This window comes from Cellulomonas olei, assembly GCF_039548315.1.
Lineage (GTDB): Bacteria > Actinomycetota > Actinomycetes > Actinomycetales > Cellulomonadaceae > Cellulomonas.
The window spans coordinates 105625-123887 of record NZ_JBCLVN010000004.1; the positions used below are offsets into that span (position 1 = coordinate 105625).

Genomic DNA, 18263 nt, shown 5'->3' on the forward strand with positions numbered 1-18263 from the left:
CCCGCCCCGGCCGGGGGCTCAGCGCTGGGCGCAGGTGAGCCAGGTGCGGGCGGCCCGCGCGAGCCCCTCCCGGGAGTTCACACCGACCTTCCGGCACGCGGACAGGATGTGGTGCTCGACCGTCCGGGCGCTCAGCACCATCCGGGTCGCGATCTCGGGGGACGACAGGCCCCGCGCCACCAGCACCGCGACCTCGCGCTCCCGCGACGTCAGCCGCACCGCCCGGTCGAACGGCAGGAACAGCCCGCACAGGTCGCGCCCGCGCAGCCCGCCCTGGCTCCACGCGGTGTCCGCCCGCTCGATGGCCGCGGCCGGCTGCCCGTCGGCGAGCAGCCGCACCGCCCGGGCCACGGCGGCGCGGACCGCGAACTGCCGCAGGCCCGCGCGCCGGAGCTCCGGCTCGAGCGCGGCGAGGCGCTCCGGGTCGCCCGACGCGACGGCCGTGGCGAACCCCGCGAGGTGCGTGAGCAGCGGCGCGTCGCTGCGCGAGGCGGCCTCCGCGAGGTGGGCGGCGCGCGCCGGGTCGGGGCGCCGCTCCACCGCCGCGACCCCCGCCACGACGCCCGCGGGCAGGTACCCCGCGTCGAGCCGCTCGACGGCCACCTGCCAGATCCGGTCCGCCGTCCCGGCCGCGACGGCCGGGTCGTCCTCGTCCTGGATCAGCGGGGCGACGAGGTCGCTGGACTGGTACGGGTGCGGCCCGCGGCGTGCCGGGACCGAGCGCGCCTGCACCGCCAGCGACTCCGCGAACTCCCGGTGCCCCTGCCAGGTCGCGGCCTCCGCCGCGAGGGCGATCAGGCCCGTGACGAGCTGCGGCTCCTGCGGGCACGCGGTGCTGAGCGCCAGGGCGTCGCAGGTCAGGGCGTCGAGCTCCATCGCACGCCCCTGCACCGCGAGCGCGAGACCCGCGACCGAGGCGTGCGCCAGCAGCGAGACCGGGTCCAGCTCCTGCCGCGCGCGCTCGACGCCGGCCAGCGCGGTCGCGGCGGCGGCGGAGACGTCGCACGTGTAGAGCAGCGCCAGGCCGCGGGCGGTGCCGGCGATCCACCGGGCCCGCGGGTCGCGCGGCTCGGGCCCGTCCAGCAGCTCCAGCGCCTCCCGGGCGCGTCCCGCGGCCACGAGCGTCTCGGCCCGCACGGCGCGCGCGAGCCCGTCCGAGGGAGCGGCCGCCCGGACCGCGGCGGTCGCAGCCGCCACGACCGGCGCCGGCCCGGCGTCCGGGGGCACCGGGGAGCCGCTCGTCAGCGCCAGGTGGTCGAGCACGGCGCCCAGCGCCGGCCCGTGGTCGGGCAGGTCGGCGCCGTGCTCCGCGACCACCAGGGCGGCCGCGGCGGGGGAGCCGGACTCGCGTCCCCGGTAGACGGCGTGGGCGGCCAGGAACGCCGCGCGCTCGTCCGGGTCGCCCCGGTCGGCGCGGGTGCGCTCCAGCACGTGCTCGACCTGGTGCGGGCGGGCGTGGGTGAGCAGCATCGCCTCCAGCAGCTCCGCGCCGGCCCCGGCGTCCGGGTCGGCCTCCCAGCGGCGGCGCGCGTCGCGGCGGCGCTGCTCCCAGCGCTGCGCGATGAGCCGGCGGGCCAGCGGCGCGGCGGTCCGCACGCCGGCGGGGGCCGGGTCCTCGCCCTGGAGCTCCTCGGCGACGCGCGCCCGCACCAGCAGGCCGCGCGTCGTGGCGCTCTCCTGCACCAGGTAGTCGGCGAGCAGCGGCGGGAACACCCCGACCAGCGCGTGCTCGCCGTCGGAGGCCACCTGCACCAGGCCGGACTCCTCGAGCCGCACGAGCGCGGCGGTGCCCGCGAGCCGGCCCGCCGCGGCCAGCGACACCGTCCCGGCGAACGCCAGCACCGTCAGCGCGTCGCGCAGGTCGTCGTCGAGGTCGGCGAGGAACGGCTCGACGGTCTGCGCCAGCGACGTGGTCCACAGGTCGCCCCGGGCCACCCAGAGGCCGTCGCGCACGACGAGGCGGTTCTCGCGCCGGGCGGTGTCCACCAGCGCCTGCACCAGGCCGGGCAGCCCGCCCGTGGCCGCGGCGACGCGCGCCACCGCGGCGGGCTCCACGCCCCGGCCGAGCATCGTGTGCAGCAGCTGGTGCACGCCGGCGAACGACAGCGGGTCGACGGTGACGCGGGCCGCGGGCTGCAGGCCGTCCGCGAGCAGCGCCGCCGCGGTGCCGCCGCCCCGGCCGCACGCGATGACGACGCGGGTGCCCAGTCGCGCCCGGGCCGCGAGCACCGCGCCGACCGTGCCGCTGTCCAGGTCGTCCGCGTCGTCGACCAGCAGCACCGCACCGGGTGCGGCGAGCATCTGCTCCAGCGACTCCATCGCGGCGCTCAGCACCCGCAGCTGCTGGGGTGCGCTCGGCAGCGCGACGCCGGCCACGGCGAGGGCGCCGAGCGTGCGGTCCCGCAGGGCGCGCACGCCGCGCAGCCGGACCGTGCCGACCCCGAGCGTCGCGAGCCGGTCGGCCACCTGGTCGAGCACGCACGAGCGTCCCGCCGCGCGCATCCCGACCACCTGGACGTGCGTCCCGTCCTGCAGGTAGCCGACGATGCGGGACACGGTGTCCGGGTGAAGCACGACGTCGTCTCTCACGCCCGTCACGCTAGTGACGGGGGAGCGCCCCGGACCGTGTCCAAGGTCCGGGGCACCGGTCGCGTGCGGGTGCTGCGGGCGGGGTCTCAGCCCAGCTCGGACGTCCCCGAGTACAGGTGCAGCACCGGCACGTGCAGCTCGTCGCGCGCCCGGGAGGCCCAGTCGCGGTGGAACGTGTCCTCCAGCGCGTGCGGGTAGGTCACGACGACGACCTCGCGGGCGCCCTCCGACGCCACCGCGGAGCGCAGGGCAGGCAGCGGGTCGTCGTCGACGACGGTGCCCGTGGCGGTCACGCCGGCCGCCGCGAAGGCCGCGAGGCTGTCGGCGAGCTGCTCGGCGGCGTCCGCCGTCGCCTCCGCCGGCTGCGGCTCGCGGCCGAGCACGGTGTCGAGCGCCTCGCGGAGCTCGCCGAGGCTGAGCTGGTCCACGAGGGACACGAGCACGTTCCGCTCGGTGTCGGCCGGCACGAGCACGCGGTACGCCAGCGTCTCGCCGTCGTGGAGCGAGAGGATGTGGGCGACGTCCGCCGAGGCCAGGGTGTCCTCCGTGAGGACGAGGATGGTGTCGGTCACGCCGTCGAGACTATCGCCGCGCGAGCGTCCAGCGCCCGAGCAGCATCCCGTCGTGGTGCAGCAGGTGCTCGGGGCGGGCGGCGAGCGGGCCGACCCAGTCCGGCCCCTGCACGGCGCGCAGCGCGGGACCGGCGACCACGAGCGGGCTCGTCGTCAGGCAGAGCTCGTCCACCAGGCCGGCGCGCACCAGGTCAGTCAGCAGCCGCGGGCCGCCCTCCGCGAGGACGCGCGTGAGGCCGTGCCCGGCGAGGGCCGCCAGCGCCGCGGCCAGGTCGACGGTCTCCTCGCCCGCGACGACCACGCGCTCCGGCCCGAGCTCGTCGCGCAGGGCGTCCAGGCGCGGGCACGCCGCCGAGGTCACGACGTAGGGCGGCCGGTCCGTGCCCCGCAGCCCCTCCGGGAGCTCGCCGGACGCCGACACCACCGCCAGCGCCAGGGCCGGGTCCTGGCCCCGGGCCGCGCGCGCCGCGCGCAGGTCCGCGGGCACGGACAGCGGCGTGTAGCCCTCCGCGCGCGCCGTGCCGGCACCGACCAGCACCACGTCCGCGACCGCCCGCATCACCCGGAACACGCGCCAGTCGGCGGGGCCGTTGATGCTCCGCGACCGCCCGTCAGGCCCCTGCGCGGCGCCGTCCAGCGTCGCGATCATGTTCGCCCGCACCGCCGCCGGGCGCCCGTCCCGGGGGTCGGGGTGGGCGTACAGGGCGTGCAGCTCCCGCTCGTCGCCGCCGGGCGCGAGCACCGCGCCGGCGCGGTCGAGCGGCAGCAGCACGTCCAGGGGCGGGAGCTCGCGAGGCATGCCGGCCAGGCTAGCGGGACCGCCCGCCCGGCCACCGCGCCCGGCGCCCGTCCGGCCCGCGTGCCTGGCGCCTGCGCTCTCTGCGTCCGGCCCGCGCGCCCGGTGTCCGCGCGTTCTGCGCCCGGCCACCGCGCCCGGCGCCCGTCCGGCCCGCGTGCCTGGCGCGTGCGCCCTCGGGGGCCGGCCCGCGCGCCCGGTGTCCGCGCGTTCTGCGCCCGGCCACCGCGCCCGGCGCCCGTCCGGCCCGCGTGCCTGGCGCGTGCGCCCTCGGGGGCCGGCCCGCGCGCCCGGTGTCCGCGCGTTCTGCGCCCGGCCACCGCGCCCGGCGCCCGTTCGGCCCCCGGGCCCCTGTGCGGACGCCGCCCGCCCCGCCCCCGAGCCCCCCGCGGGCGCGTGCTCGCCGAGAGGCCAGGACACGCCGGGCGTCGCGCGAGATCCCGGGCGTGTCCTGGCCTCTCGGCGTAGGCAGGACTGGGCTGGGCGAGCGGGCCGGGCGGGGCGGGCGTGGGCGAGGCGGGCGTGGGCTGGGACTGGCGTGAGCCGGGCGCGGACGAGCCCGCGTGCGACCCGCGGACCCGGTCTCGCCGTGCGCCGGGGCCCGCGCGTTCTCCGTCCGGACCTGCCCCGCGGACCCCGCGCGCGTCCCCCGCCGGGCGGGTGCTCGCCGAGAGGCCAGGACACGCCGGGCGTCGCGCGAGATCCCGGGCGTGTCCTGGCTTCTCGGCGTAAGAGGGACCGGGCGGCGCGGGCGGGCCCGGGAGGTGCGGGCGGGCCGGGAGGGGCGAGCTGGCCGGGCGGTGCGGGGCGGGCGTGGGCTCGGACGGGCGTGGGCTCGGACGGGCGTGGGCCGGGCGCGGCCCCGGTCCGCGTGCGGCCCGCGGGCCCGGTCTCGCCGCGCGCCGGGTCCCGGCTTAGGCTGTGCGGCCGTGACCTCCACCCCCGCCACGCCGACCACCGCGAGCCTGGCCGACCGCCGACCCGAGGTGGCACCCGACCGGCTGCTCGCGGAGCGCGTCCCGCCGCGGCACTTCGCGCACGAGTCGTTCGACACCTACCGGCCCGACGCGCGCTACCCGAGCCAGCAGGCGGCGCTCGACCGGCTGCGCGAGGTCGCGGGGACGCTCGCCGGCGGCGACGGCGGCGGGGGCCTGCTGCGCCGACTGCGGCGCCGTCCCGCCGCCGTGCCCGCGGTGTACCTGGACGGCGGGTTCGGCGTCGGCAAGACGCACCTGCTGGCGTCGCTGGCCACCGCCGTCGGCCCGGAGGCCTCGGCCTACGGCACGTTCGTCGAGTACACGAACCTGGTCGGCGCCCTCGGGTTCCGGCCGACCGTCGACGCCCTCGCGACCCGGCGCCTGGTGTGCATCGACGAGTTCGAGCTCGACGACCCCGGCGACACGGTGCTCATGTCCCGGCTGCTGCGCGAGCTCACCGACCGCGGCGTCGCGCTGGCGGCCACGTCGAACACCCTGCCGGAGTCGCTGGGCGAGGGACGGTTCGCCGCCGACGACTTCCTGCGGGAGATCCAGGACCTGGCCGGGCGGTTCGAGGTGCTGCGCATCGACGGGCAGGACTACCGGCAGCGCGCGGTCGTCACGGACGCCCCGGGGCTGGACGACGCGGCGGTGCGGGACGCCGTCGCCGGGGCGCCGGCCGCGACGCTCGACGACTTCGGGTCGCTGCTGCGGCACCTGGCCACCGTGCACCCGTCCCGGTACGGGGCGCTGCTGGACGGTGTGGACCTGGTGGGCCTGACGGGCGTCGGGCCGGTGCCGGACCAGGACGTGGCCCTGCGCCTGGTGGTGCTGGTGGACCGGCTGTACGACCGCGACGTCCCGGTGCTGCTGGGCGGCGCGGGGGAGTCGGCGCTGTTCACCGGGCAGATGCTCGCGGGCGGGTACCGCAAGAAGTACTTCCGCGCGCTGTCCCGCCTGGGCGCCCTGGCGGAGCGCGGCCGCGAGGAGGCGGCCGCGCGCGCGTAGCCCGGCGCCGCCCGGTTCAGGCCAGGACGGCCACCGAGCGCGGGCCCACGACGACCTGGGCGGTGCCGTCCGGGGCGGGGGACAGCAGCCGGGCCGTCGCCCAGGTCGCGAGGACGCGCAGGTCCGCGCGGTCGGTGCCCAGGGGGACGACGCGCTCGGTGCCCGCGAGGTTCACCACCACCCGGGCGTCCCCGCGGTGCAGGACGAGCCAGTCGCCCCAGGGGCCGTCGGCGCCACCGGGTGCGTCCGCGCCCTCCGGCGCCCACGTGAGGTCCGTCGCGGCGCGGTCGCCCGACCCCAGGTCCGGGACCTCCCGCCGCAGCTCCACCAGCCGCCGGTACCAGTCGAGCATCCGGGCGTGGCCGGGCAGCGCCGTCTCGTCCCAGTCGAGGCGGCTGGCCTCGACGCCCGCGGGGTCCTGCGGGTCGGGCACGCGGAACGTCTCCTCGTCCCGGCCGTACATCGCGGCCCAGCCGTGCCCGCCGAACTCCCGGGCGCGGCCCTCGCGGACGGCCTGGGCGAGCTCGGGCTCCGGGTGGTCGGTCATGTAGAGCCAGGGCGTGCGCGCGCCCCACTCCTCGCCCATGAACAGCATCGGCGTGAACGGGGACAGCAGCACGAGCGCGGCCTCGGCGGCGAGGGCGCCGTCGTCCAGCGCGGCGGACGGCCGGTCGCCGAGCGCGCGGTTGCCGACCTGGTCGTGGTCCTGCCCGAACACGACGAACCGGTGCCCGTCGACGTCCGGCGGCACCGGGCGCCCCCAGTCGCGCTCCCGGAAGGTCGAGTACGTCCCGTCGTGGACGAACACGTCGCGCAGCGCCTTGCGGAGCGTCGCGGGCGACCCGAAGTCGACGTAGTACCCGTGACGCTCGCCGGTGAGGAGCGCGTGCAGCGCGTGGTGCACGTCGTCGGCCCACTGCGCGGTCATGCCCCAGCCGCCGTCCGCCGTGGGCGTCACGGACACGGGGTCGTTGAGGTCGACCTCGGCGATCAGCGACAGCGGCCGGCCCACCTCCGCGGCCAGCGCGGCGACCTCGTCGGACAGGTCCGCGAGCACGTGCCGCGGGGACTCGTCGACGAGGGCGTGCACGGCGTCGAGCCGCAGGGCGTCCACGTGGAAGTCCCGCAGCCACCGCAGCGCGCTGTCGAGGATCCAGCGGCGCACCTCGCCCGCGTCGTCCCCGTCGAGGTTCACGGCGGCGCCCCAGGGCGTGTGGTGCGCCTCGGTGAAGTACGGGCCGAACTCGCCGAGGTAGTTGCCGGACGGCCCCAGGTGGTTGTGGACGACGTCGAGGCAGACCGCCAGGCCGGCGGCGTGCGCGGCGTCGACGAAGCGCTGCAGCGCGGCGGGCCCGCCGTAGGGCTCGTGCACCCCGTACAGCCCGACGCCGTCGTAGCCCCAGCCGTGCACGCCGTTGAAGGGCGCGACCGGCAGCAGCTCGACCACCTGCACGCCGAGCCCCGCCAGGTGCTCCAGCCGGGCGGCGGCCGCGTCGAGCGTGCCCTCCGGCGTGAAGGTCCCCACGTGCAGCTCGTAGAGCACGGCCCCGCGCACGTCGAGCCCGGCCCAGCCGGTGTCGGCCCAGTCGTGGCGCGTCGTGTCGAACACGCGGCTGGGCCCGTGGACGCCGTGCGGCTGCCAGGGGCTGCGGGGGTCGGGGCGCGGGTCGCCGTCGTCCAGCACGAAGGCGTAGTCGGTGCCGTGCGGCAGGTCCCGGTCGGGGGTCCACCAGCCGTCCGCGCCGCGGGTGAGGGGCACGGTCTCCGCGCCGCCGTCGTCCGCGGCGGGCAGGTGCAGCGCCACGCTGCCGGCGTGCGGCGCCCAGACGGCGCCAGCGGGCCGCGGGGAAGGTGCCGGGGTGGTCGCGCTCACGCGTCCGTCCTCCTCACGAGCAGGGCGACCGGCATCCGGTCGAGCAGGCCGGCGAGCTGCTGCACCCCGCCGGGCACGCTGCGGTCGGCGAGCACGTCGTGCCACTCGCCCTCGGGCAGCGCCACGGTGTGGTCGTCCCAGCCGCCGAGCCGGTCGACCGTCGCGGCCAGGCGCGTCGCGAGCACCGTGACCCGCGGCTCCCCGTCGGCGGTGCGCGCGTAGGTCAGCACGTGGCCGGACGAGTGGGCGAGCGGCACGAGGCCCGCGCCCGGCCCCACGAACGCCTCCGGCACGTCCCGGCGCAGCCGCAGCGCGCGCGAGGTCACCAGCAGCTTCTCGTCCGCGAGGTCGCGCGCGCCGGCACCCTCGTCCAGCCGGGCGAGCCGCGCGGCGAGCGCCTCGGCGTCGACGGGCCGCCGGTTGTCCGGGTCGACGAGGGCCACCGCGGGGACCTCGGTGCCCTGGTACACGTCGGCGACACCGGGCAGCGTGAGCTGCACGAGCTTCTGCCCGAGCGTCGCCGCGCGGACGGCGGTCCGGGTGCGGTGCTCCCACTCGGCGAACAGCCCGGCGACGCGGTCGTCGGCCAGCGCCTGCGACGCGGCGTCCAGCACGGCCCGCTCGTACGCCTCGTCGGGCGCGGTCCAGGAGGTGCGGTCCTTCGCCTCCCGCACCGCCTTCGTGAGGTACTCCGCCAGCCGGTCGCCGGCGAGGGGCCCGTCCGCGGTCCACGTGCCGGCGAGCGTCTGCCAGAGCAGGTTCTCCGTGCGGCCGTCCAGCAGGGACGACCGGTACGGCGCGGACGCGGCGCGCAGCCGTCCCACCAGGTCCGCCCACTCGACCGGCAGCTCGGACAGCACCCCCAGGCGGGCGCGCACGTCCTCGCTGCGCTTGGTGTCGTGCGTCGACAGGGTCGTCATCCCCAGCGGCGTCTGCTGCTGGGCGCGGGCGGCCCACGCGAGCAGCTCGGTGGGGGACAGGGCGAACCGGTCCGGCTCGCCCCCGACCTCCGTGAGCGAGACCAGGTGCGTCCAGCGGTAGAACGCAGTGTCCTCGACGCCCTTGGCCATGACGGCGCCGCAGGTCTGCTGGAACCGCACGACCAGCTCGTCGCGGCGCGGGTCGCGCGTCCGGCCGGCGCTGCCGACCTCGCGCCCGAGCAGCAGGTCCACGAGCACGTCCATGGTCGCGGCGCGCTCGGGGGAGAGCCGGTCGCGGGCGGTGCGCGCGGCGTGCTCGAGCACCTCGACGTCCGCCGGGTGCGGCGTCCGGCCCGGCACCACGTAGGCCCGGTACCGGTCCATCGCGACCAGCAGCTCCACCAGGCAGTCGTGCAGGGACCGCCAGGTGTGGTCCCGCAGCCGCAGGTCGTCGCGGCAGACCTCCGCCGCGAGCTCGGTCAGGCGGTACACCTCGGCGTACAGGGCCCGGTCGACGATCTGCCGCTTGGCGGTGTCGACGATCTCGGGCAGCGCGTCGGACGTGTCGCCGGAGAGCCGGTGCAGCAGGGCGCCCAGGCGCGCGCCGCCGCCCGGGTCGACGAACGTCTGCTGGATGCGCCACAGCGCCTCGTAGCCGGTGGTGCCGGCCGTCGACCAGTCCGCGGGCAGCTCCTCCTCGCCCTGCAGGATCTTCTCGACGACGACCCACGCGCCGCCGGACCGCTCCCGCAGCCGGTCCAGGTAGCCGCCGGGGTCCGCGAGGCCGTCCGGGTGGTCGATCCGCAGCCCGTCGACGACGCCCTCGTCGAGCAGGCGCAGCACCAGGGCGTGCGTGGCGTCGAACACGTCGGGGTCCTCGACGCGGACGGCCGCGAGCGTGCCGACGTCGAAGAACCGGCGGTAGTTCAGCTCCTCGTCGGCCACCCGCCAGTACGCGAGCCGGTAGTGCTGCCGCTCGAGCAGCTCGGCCAGCGGCAGCGCCTCGGTGCCCGGGCGGACCGGGAACACGTGGTCGTAGTAGCGCAGCACCGGCTGCGGCTCCTCGCCGTGCCCCGGGACGACCTCGTGCTCGAGCCGCAGCTCGCCGGACGCCAGCACGGCGCCGATCCGGTCGCCCAGCACGGGCATGAGCACGTCGCCCTCGCCCGCGGACCAGTCCACGTCGAACCAGGACGCGTACGGCGACGCCGGTCCCTCGGCGAGCACCGACCACAGCGCGCGGTTGTGCCAGGCCGGGGTGGGGACGGCCATGTGGTTCGGGACGATGTCGAGCACGAGCCCCAGGCCCGCGGCGTGGGCCGCGTCCGCGAGGCGGCGCAGCCCGTCCTCACCGCCGAGGACGGGGGAGACGGCGTCGTGGTCGACGACGTCGTAGCCGTGGGTGGAGCCGGGTGCGGCGGTCAGCACCGGCGACAGGTACACGTGCGTCACCCCGAGGTCGGCGAGGTACGGCACGCGGGCCGCGACGTCGTCGAACGTGAGGTCGGCCCCCAGCTGGACGCGGTACGTCGACGTCGGGACGGGCCGGTCCGGTGCCGGCAGCCGGCGCGACGGGGTGCGGGCCTCGGGGCCGCGGTCGACGGTCACGCGCCACCGCCCGTCCGCGTCGCCGGCGGGCCGTCCTCCTGCGGGGCCGGCGGTTGCGCGCCGGCCGGGAGCGTCGTCGTCGCCGGCGCCTGCGTCACGGGGTCCACCGCCTGCACCGGGGGGCGCACGAGCACGACCGTGGAGCGGTGCTCGAGGCGCACGTCGACCCCGGCCGCGAGCTCGTCGCCGGGTGTGAGCTGGTGGTCGGTGTCGAGCGCCACGGTCCACGTCTCGCCGTAGTCGGCGCCCGGGAGGGTGAACGTCGTCGGCTCGGGCTGGGCGTTGAACAGGACCAGGAACGAGTCGTCGACGATCTCCTCGCCGCGCAGGTCCGGCTCCGCGATGGCGTCGCCGTTGAGGAACACCATCACCGACCGCGCGAGGGCCTCCTGCCACTGCGCGTCGGACATGTGCTCCCCGGCGGGCGTGAACCACGCGATGTCCCGCAGGTCCGACTCCCCGCCGCGCTCGGGCGCCCCGGCGAAGAACCGGCGCCGGCGGAACACGGGGTGGTCGCGGCGCAGGTGCACGACGCGGCGGGCGAACTCCAGCAGCGTCGTGCGGCGCTCGTCGAGGTCCCAGTCCACCCACGACAGCTCGTCGTCCTGGCAGTACACGTTGTTGTTGCCCTGCTGGGTGCGGCCCAGCTCGTCGCCGTGCGCGATCATCGGCACGCCCTGGGACAGCAGCAGGGTGGTGAGGAAGTTGCGCTGCTGCCGGCCCCGCAGGTCGAGCACCTCGGGGTCGTCCGTGGGGCCCTCGACGCCGCAGTTCCAGGACCGGTTGTGGCTCTCGCCGTCGCGGTTGCCCTCGCCGTTGGCCTCGTTGTGCTTCTCGTTGTACGACACGAGGTCGGCGAGCGTGAAGCCGTCGTGCGCGGTGACGAAGTTGACGCTCGCGATGGGCCGGCGGCCGGAGTGCTCGTACAGGTCCGCGGAGCCGGACAGCCGGCTGGCGAACTCGGCCAGCGTCGACGGCTCCCCGCGCCAGAAGTCCCGCACGGTGTCGCGGTACTGCCCGTTCCACTCCGACCACAGCGGGGGGAACCCGCCGACCTGGTAGCCGCCGTCCCCGAGGTCCCACGGCTCCGCGATGAGCTTGACCTGGGAGATGATCGGGTCCTGCTGCACGATGTCGAAGAACGCGCTCAGCCGGTCGACCTCGTGGAACTGCCGGGCCAGCGTCGCCGCGAGGTCGAACCGGAACCCGTCGACGTGCATGTCCTGCACCCAGTAGCGCAGCGAGTCCATGATCAGCTGCAGCACGTGCGGCGAGCGCATGAGCAGCGAGTTGCCGGTGCCCGTCGTGTCGAAGTAGTGCGCCTTGTCCTCGTCCACCAGTCGGTAGTACGACGCGTTGTCGATCCCGCGGAACGACAGGGTGGGGCCCAGGTGGTTGCCCTCGGCGGTGTGGTTGTAGACGACGTCGAGGATGACCTCGATGTCGGCGGCGTGGAGCTCCTTGACCATCGCCTTGAACTCCTGCACCTGCTGCCCGGTGCTGCCGAACGCGGCGTACCCGTTGTGCGGCGCGAAGAACCCGATCGTGTTGTAGCCCCAGTAGTTCGACAACCCGCGCTCCTGCAGCGCCGGGTCGTTGACGAACTGGTGCACCGGCATGAGCTCGACGGCGGTGACGCCCAGCGACGTCAGGTGCTCGATGACGGCCGGGTGCGCGAGGGCGGAGTACGTGCCGCGCATCTCCTCCGGCACCGCGGGGTGCAGCCGGGTCAGGCCCTTGACGTGCGCCTCGTAGATGACCGAGTCGTGGTACTCGTGCTGCGGCGGGCGGTCGTGGCCCCAGTCGAAGTAGGGGTTCACGACCACGGACGTCATGGTGTGTCCGGCGGAGTCGTCGGTGTTCCGCTCGTCCTCGGCGCCGAACGTGTACGAGTACAGCGACGGGTCGCCCGTGATCTGCCCGTCGATGGCCTTCGCGTACGGGTCGAGCAGCAGCTTGGACGGGTCGCAGCGGTGGCCCTGCGCGGGGTCGTAGGGCCCGTGCACGCGGTAGCCGTAGCGCTGCCCGGGCTGGAGCGCCGGGACGTAGCCGTGCCAGACGAACGCGTCGACCTCGGGCAGGTCCACCCGGGTCTCGTTGCCGGCGTCGTCGAACAGGCACAGCTCCACCCGCTCGGCGACGCCCGAGAACAGCGCGAAGTTGGTGCCGCTGCCGTCGTACGTGGCGCCCAGCGGGTAGGGGCGTCCGGGCCAGATCCTCATGCGTGGTCGTCCTTCGGCAGGTGGTGGCGCTGGGCCGGAGGGCCCAGGAGCACAGCGTGCCAGCCGAACCCCCGGGTCCGCAGGACGAACGAGGCCGCCGGGGACGGCCGCGGCCGCGGGGGGAGCGGCTCTCGGCGCCGGCGCGGGCCGACGCGACCCGGGCGCGGCGCGCCCCGGACGGCTCCCGCGGCAGCCGATCGGGGGGCCGCGGGCCGGCCCGGGGCCCGGGTTCACCCGGTCCACGGGCTCCGTTCACCCCGACGGACTATCGCAAATCGGGCAAAACGGACGCATGCTCGACCCATGGCGGACGAGGACGAGGCGCGCGTGGTCATCACCAACGCGGACATCGCGGCGGCGAAGCGCGACTGGCAGCTCGCCCGCAGCCGCGGTGACCTCCCCGTGCGCATCGACGCCGCCTACGACCTGTACCGCCGCCTCGTCTCCGCCCAGGCCCAGCAGATCGCCGACACGTTCCGGGAGACGGGGCGGCTGCGCGCCGACCAGGGCTGACCCGGGGCGCGCCGGGAGCAGCCGGCCCGCCCCGGGTCCTGCGCGCCGGACGGGGGCGCCCGGCGGCCGGGTCGGCTACCGCGCCGCGGAGGTCGTCAGCGCGACACCCCGCCCGGCGAGCCGGGTGAGCGCGTCGATGGTCGTCCGGACGCCCACGCCCGCGGTCAGGTCCGTCAGCACGCGCACGTCGAGGCCCGCCGCGAGGGCGTCGAGCGCCGTGGCCGCCACGCAGTGGTCCGTGGCGAGGCCGACGACGTCGACCCCGTCGACGCCGCGGGCGCGCAGGACGTCGGCCAGCCCGGCGTCCTCGCCCTGCACCTGGCCCTCGAAGCCCGAGTAGTCCTGCCGCCCCTGGCCCTTGCGCACGTGCAGCACCCCCTCGGGCAGGCGCAGGGCGGGGTGGTACGCCGCGCCGGCCGTCCCGCGGACGCAGTGCTCCGGCCAGGTGGTCACGTAGTCCGGGTCCGCGGCGACGGCGAAGTGGCCGGCGTTCGAGTCGGGCAGCGGCTCGTGCCAGTCCGCCGTCGCGACCACGACGTCGTAGGAGCCCGCGGCGCGGTCGAGGAACGCCGTCACCCCGTGGGCCACGTCCATACCGCCGGCGACCGCCAGGGCCCCGCCCTCGCAGAAGTCGTTCTGCACGTCCACCACGATCAGCGCCCGGCCCACGGCACCCTCCCCTCGGCGGCACGCCCGGTGCGCGCCGCGCCCCCCACTGTAGGAGGGCGGCTCACCGGGGGAGCCGGGCGACCACCACCGTCCCGTCCACGTCGTCGTCGTGCTCGACGCGGGCGCGCAGGCCGTGCGCCTCGCACGCGGCGGACGTCGCGGCGGCCTGGACCGTGCTGGTCTCGATCAGCAGGTGCCCACCGGGCGCCAGCCAGCCCGCGGCCGCGGCCGCCACGCGCCGGTGCAGGTCCACGCCGTCCGCCCCGCCGTCCAGCGCGACCAGCGGCTCGTGCTCGCGCGCCTCCGGCGGCATGTGCGCGATCTCGGCGGTCGGCACGTACGGCGCGTTCGCCGTCATCACGTCCACCCGCCCGCGCAGGCCGGCCGGCAGGGGTGCGTCGAGGTCGCCCTGCACCACGGTCCCCACGCCGTCCAGGTTCGTGCGGGCGCACGCGACCGCCGCCGGGTCGACGTCCGCCGCCCAGAGGTGCGTCCCGGGGTGCGCCCGGGCGACGGCGAGCCCGACCGCCCCCGTGCCGCAGCACAGGTCCACGACCGTCGGATCGGGCGTGCCGGCCAGCAGCCGCACCGCGCGCCGCACGAGCACCTGCGTGCGGGCGCGCGGGACGAACACCCCCGGCGCGACGGCGACCCGCAGACCGGCGAACCCCGCCCAGCCCACCACCTGCTCGAGGGGCTCGCCCGCCGCCCGCCGTCCGACCAGCACCTCCAGCGCCGCGCGGTCCGGCGCCTCGGCGCACAGCAGCGCGGCCTCGTCCTCGGCCCAGACGCACCCGGCCGCCCGGAGCCGCGCGGCGACGGCCGCGAGCTCGGTCGGGGTGGGGGCCGGGGTCACGGGTGCCGAATCTACGCCCCGCGCCGCGCGCCGCCGCCGCTCAGGTCGGCGCCGCCACGGCCGATCAGCAGGACGGATGGCGGCAGGGCGAGCAGTCACCGAGCGGGAGGGATCCGCGTGCCGGAACGGGTCGTGCGGCTGGCCGAGGAGGTCGGGCGCGTCACGGGGGAGAAGCTGCAGGGCATCGAGCAGGTGGCCCGCAGCACCAAGATGCTGGCGCTGAACGCGCTGATCGAGTCCGCGCGGGCGGGGGACCACGGCGCGGGCTTCGCCGTCGTCGCGCGGGAGGTCAGCGAGGTCGCGGACCGCGCACGCGCGCTGTCCGAGGAGCTCTCCGGCGAGCTGCGTCCCCGCATCGACGAGCTCACGGAGCTCGGCCACGCCCTGGTCGGCCGGGTGCGCGGGCAGCGGCTGGCGGACCTCGCGCTCAACGCCATCGAGATCGTGGACCGCAACCTCTACGAGCGGTCGTGCGACGTCCGCTGGTGGGCCACCGACGCCGCCGTGGTCGACGCGCTCGCGACCGGCGACCCGGCGGCGGCGCACCACGCGGGCGAGCGTCTCGCCGTCATCCTGCGCGCGTACACGGTGTACCTGGACCTGTGGCTCGCGGACGCGGACGGCCGGGTCGTGGCGAGCGCGAGCGCGGGCGCGGGCGCGGGCCCCGGTGGTGCGGGCGCGCGGGCGGTCGGGACGGACGTGTCGGACCGGCCGTGGTTCCGGGCGGCCATGGCGACGCGCGACGGCGACGACTACGCCGCGCTCGACGTCGCCCGCGAGCCCGGCCTGGACGCGCTGACCGCCACCTACGCCACCGCCGTGCGCGAGGGCGGACGGGCCGACGGGCGCCCGCTCGGGGCGCTCGGGGTGTTCTTCGACTGGGAGCGCCAGGCGCAGGCCGTGGTCGACGGCGTCCGCCTCGCGCCCGGGGAGCGGGAGTCCACGCGCGTGCTGCTGCTGGACCGCTCGGGGCTGGTGCTCGCCGCGTCGGACCGGCGCGGCGTCCTGGCCGAGAGGGTGGTGCTGCGCACCGGGCAGGACGCGACCGGGTCGTACACCGACGAGGGCCGGACCATCGGGTTCGCGGCGTCCCCGGGGTACGAGACGTACGCCGGCCTGGGGTGGTACGGCGCGCTCGTGCAGGGCTGACGTCGGCCGGCCGTGCCGGAGGTGGGACAGCCGCCGGTACGCGGGCCCGGCGGCCCCGATAGCCCAACCGGCAGAGGCGTTCGGCCCAAACCCGATCCAGTGTGGGTTCGAGTGCCAAATGTTCGACTTGTGACCTGGCTGAGCGCCTGGCTACATCGCCTACGCATCGCAAGCCGCTGGGAGCCTATCCAACTGAGGAACGCACTCGGCTTGGGTGGAGATCGCGAACCGTTGCCTGGCCACTAGGCTGTTCGGCGCAAGCCCCTGTGGCGGAACTGGCAGACGCGCTCGGCTCAAACCCGGGTGCCGCAAGGCGTGAGGGTTCGAGTCCCTCCGGGGGCACCATCCCGCGACCGGCGTTCGGCGGCCGATGACCCAGCCTCTACGGCCGGGACACCGTGCACAGGCGGGGACAGCCAAGCGCGAACGTCGCCGGCTGTCGCTCGCGTTCCCTACACCTCGACGGCAGGAGCAGGGCGCCTCCAGCAGTGCCCCGCCCCTACCGGGCAATCACAGGAGCCGAGGCGCTCGGTGGGCGGAAGCCGTCACTGCAACGTGGGCGAGGGCCAGGTCCCTGGATCGGCTTCGACGTCCTCACTCGAGCTGGCACCGGCGGGCACGTCACGACTCGCGGAGGCGGCGCGTGCTGTCGGTTGCTGATATCCGGCGGGGCCGGAAGCCTCGGACGACTCGGCTTGCGCCGAAACCTTCGCGACGTCGCGCTCCAACGCTTCGAGGGCGCGCTCCAACGCGACGCACAGGTCCGTCCATCGAGTCGCCCAAGACAGGTTGGTCTCGCCCTCGGCCCGACGGGCCAAGGCCCGTTGAAGATCCTCCTTGTTCCGGGACTTAACGCGGAACGATTCCAGGTCACCTGAGACATCCTGCGAGAATGCTTCGAACCAGCCTGTGTGGGCCGCATACAACTCAATGACCCATGCGTCCGGGAAGAGCCCCTCTATCGCGAAGCCGTTCCGGACAGAGACGAAGTTCCTATTTGGCTGGAACGGAACTCCGATCCGCCCAAAGTACCGCTGGAGGTCATTGCGCTCGTGCTGGCCGGCTTCGTCCCCATCGAACATCGCGACGCACGGCCGCTCAAGTCGAATCAACGAGTATGTTGCCCGGATAAATCCCGCGAGATACTTCACACCCCCGAAATCGAGAATTGCGGCCGCTCGCACGCGCGGCCAAGGGTGCCGGTCTGCGGGTACTAGGCCGAGAAACCACTCGAGCATCTCGCGGTCGCTTTGGCCTTCGACGAGCACGTTGAAGAGGCCCAAGTTGTAGTAGTCGCTGAATCGGACGCCAAGTGCGCTTCGGAGCCTTTGAGTAGCATCCGTGTAAGTGCGGTAAGTTGTGACGACGGTACGGCGGGCTTCGATCTCTGTGCCACACACGGCGGAGGGGTTCTGCGGAACGAATGCCAAAGAGTGGGTTGTTGCAATTACCAGCGAATGAACGCGGAGCCGCTCAAGAAGACTCAAGACGGCCTGTGATAGCTCCGGGTGCAGGTAGGGCTCAGGCTCTTCTAGGAGCCAGATGACGCTCTTGCCCTGGCTCAGCAAGGACTGAGTCATCCACAGGAAGCCCGCGAGCAGCGCGGTCGACTGCACCCCTTGCCCCTTATGCGACACAGGAGTCCGGTCAGGGTCCGAGATCATGTAGTCGAAGCCTCGAATGAGTTGCTCAAGCGACTTGTCGGGAAGATCGAACGACACGGACAGATTGCCCAGGCCAGCGGCGGAAAGCTCGGCGTTGAAGGAATCGGCGATCGTGGAAAGTGCGCTTGAGATGACCGGTTCGTGCGGCGCGAGCGCCTTCGCAGTAGCGGTGCGCAAGAAGGGAATTAGCAGTTCTTCGTAGAGCTGGCCGACGCTCCGCGCCGATGGCACGTAGTGGCAAGAAAAATGCTCGAGTAGTTCCGCAACCAGCTGAGTCTGTGTGCGACTGAACTGCACACGGGCCGCCGTGACTGACGGCTGCTTCGCGTTGGGAAAAAACTGATATACGGGGTTCCCGCCCTCGGTGAACACGAGACTCAGGTTAAAGGTAGACGATGAGCGCTGCGTGCCGAGAATCGAGTGCAACTGGTCCAACAGGTCGTAGAGATGCCTGTCTGAGTCTGCTGTTGGGTCGCCCTCGAACGTCGCCAGGAGGGAAGTTTTGACCCTCTTGTGGCCGAACGGAAGGTCCCGCTCTCGCGAGTATGAGTGAGAATTATCGCGCCCGGTGAAGAGTAGTTGCACCGCGCTGAGCAGATTGGTCTTTCCGCTGTTATTCGGTCCGACGATTGTGAGCCCGCCGCCGAACGATAGCGTCTGCTCCACCTGGCCGATCGTCCTGTAGTTCCTTACACGAAGGCTCAGCAGCCGCATGTCCGGGCACCTCTCTGGTCGGAAGCAACCGTAGCGGGCGATTCCCCGCACGAGGGCGCCTTGAAGAGGTGTGGCGCTTCCCGGGGCACTGCCGCGAACCGGGACGAACCCGACCGGACGGTCGGCGTGCCGA

General features: G+C 75.3%; 12 protein-coding genes and 1 tRNA gene. 4 read left to right on the top strand and 9 right to left on the bottom strand.

The features are described from left to right. Nucleotides 1–18: 18 nt before the first annotated feature. From AAHH18_RS01980 to AAHH18_RS01990, 3 genes are all read right to left on the bottom strand, one after another. A complete protein-coding gene (locus AAHH18_RS01980) occupies nucleotides 19–2589 on the bottom strand; it encodes a helix-turn-helix transcriptional regulator (RefSeq protein WP_343300379.1) in 2571 nt (856 codons plus the stop codon). 86 nt (nucleotides 2590–2675) lie between these two features. Beyond that, a complete protein-coding gene (locus AAHH18_RS01985; protein WP_283320186.1) occupies nucleotides 2676–3161 on the bottom strand; it encodes a hypothetical protein in 486 nt (161 codons plus the stop codon). A gap of 10 nt (nucleotides 3162–3171) precedes the next feature. Further along, on the bottom strand, nucleotides 3172–3960 hold the full coding sequence (locus tag AAHH18_RS01990; RefSeq protein WP_343300380.1) for a dihydrofolate reductase family protein: 789 nt from the start codon (nucleotides 3958–3960) through the stop codon (nucleotides 3172–3174). A gap of 926 nt (nucleotides 3961–4886) precedes the next feature. Here AAHH18_RS01990 and zapE point away from each other — a divergent pair. Continuing rightward, nucleotides 4887–5942 carry a cell division protein ZapE gene (gene zapE, locus AAHH18_RS01995; protein ID WP_343300381.1) on the top strand — a complete coding sequence of 352 codons (1056 nt, stop codon included), beginning with the start codon at nucleotides 4887–4889 and terminating at the stop codon, nucleotides 5940–5942. Between the two features lie 16 nt (nucleotides 5943–5958). Here the strand turns inward: zapE and treZ are convergent, their stop codons facing one another. From treZ to glgX, 3 genes are read right to left on the bottom strand one after another with little or no spacing between them, the layout of a single operon-like run. Beyond that, nucleotides 5959–7815: a malto-oligosyltrehalose trehalohydrolase gene (gene treZ, locus AAHH18_RS02000; protein ID WP_343300382.1), complete on the bottom strand. Its 1857-nt coding sequence runs from the start codon at nucleotides 7813–7815 to the stop codon at nucleotides 5959–5961. After that, nucleotides 7812–10343: a malto-oligosyltrehalose synthase gene (treY, locus tag AAHH18_RS02005; protein ID WP_343300383.1), complete on the bottom strand. Its 2532-nt coding sequence runs from the start codon at nucleotides 10341–10343 to the stop codon at nucleotides 7812–7814. The genes treZ and treY overlap by 4 nt, the downstream gene beginning before the upstream one ends. Continuing rightward, nucleotides 10340–12565 (bottom strand): glycogen debranching protein GlgX, encoded by a 2226-nt coding sequence (glgX, locus tag AAHH18_RS02010; protein ID WP_343300384.1) that lies wholly within the window; start codon nucleotides 12563–12565, stop codon nucleotides 10340–10342. Before glgX ends, treY begins: the two co-directional genes overlap by 4 nt. Before the next feature lie 303 nt (nucleotides 12566–12868). Between glgX and AAHH18_RS02015 the strand changes: the two genes are divergently transcribed. Further along, nucleotides 12869–13078 (top strand): hypothetical protein, encoded by a 210-nt coding sequence (locus tag AAHH18_RS02015; protein ID WP_222169522.1) that lies wholly within the window; start codon nucleotides 12869–12871, stop codon nucleotides 13076–13078. Between the two features lie 75 nt (nucleotides 13079–13153). On the opposite strand, the gene AAHH18_RS02020 is transcribed toward AAHH18_RS02015, so the two are convergent. Then, nucleotides 13154–13747: an isochorismatase family protein gene (locus AAHH18_RS02020; RefSeq protein WP_343300385.1), complete on the bottom strand. Its 594-nt coding sequence runs from the start codon at nucleotides 13745–13747 to the stop codon at nucleotides 13154–13156. 61 nt (nucleotides 13748–13808) lie between these two features. Beyond that, complete coding sequence (locus AAHH18_RS02025; RefSeq protein ID WP_343300386.1) at nucleotides 13809–14603, bottom strand: putative protein N(5)-glutamine methyltransferase; 795 nt, start codon at nucleotides 14601–14603, stop codon at nucleotides 13809–13811. A gap of 117 nt (nucleotides 14604–14720) precedes the next feature. On the opposite strand from AAHH18_RS02025, the gene AAHH18_RS02030 reads away from it, so the two are divergent. Continuing rightward, entirely contained in the window at nucleotides 14721–15752 is a 1032-nt protein-coding gene (locus AAHH18_RS02030; protein WP_343300387.1) for a methyl-accepting chemotaxis protein, read from the top strand. A gap of 260 nt (nucleotides 15753–16012) precedes the next feature. Next, nucleotides 16013–16097: transfer RNA gene (locus AAHH18_RS02035), tRNA-Leu, on the top strand. Nucleotides 16098–16297: 200 nt separating this feature from the next. On the opposite strand, the gene AAHH18_RS02040 is transcribed toward AAHH18_RS02035, so the two are convergent. Then, nucleotides 16298–18130, bottom strand: coding sequence for an ATP-dependent nuclease (locus tag AAHH18_RS02040; protein ID WP_343300388.1), 1833 nt, complete (start codon nucleotides 18128–18130; stop codon nucleotides 16298–16300). Nucleotides 18131–18263: the final 133 nt, after the last annotated feature.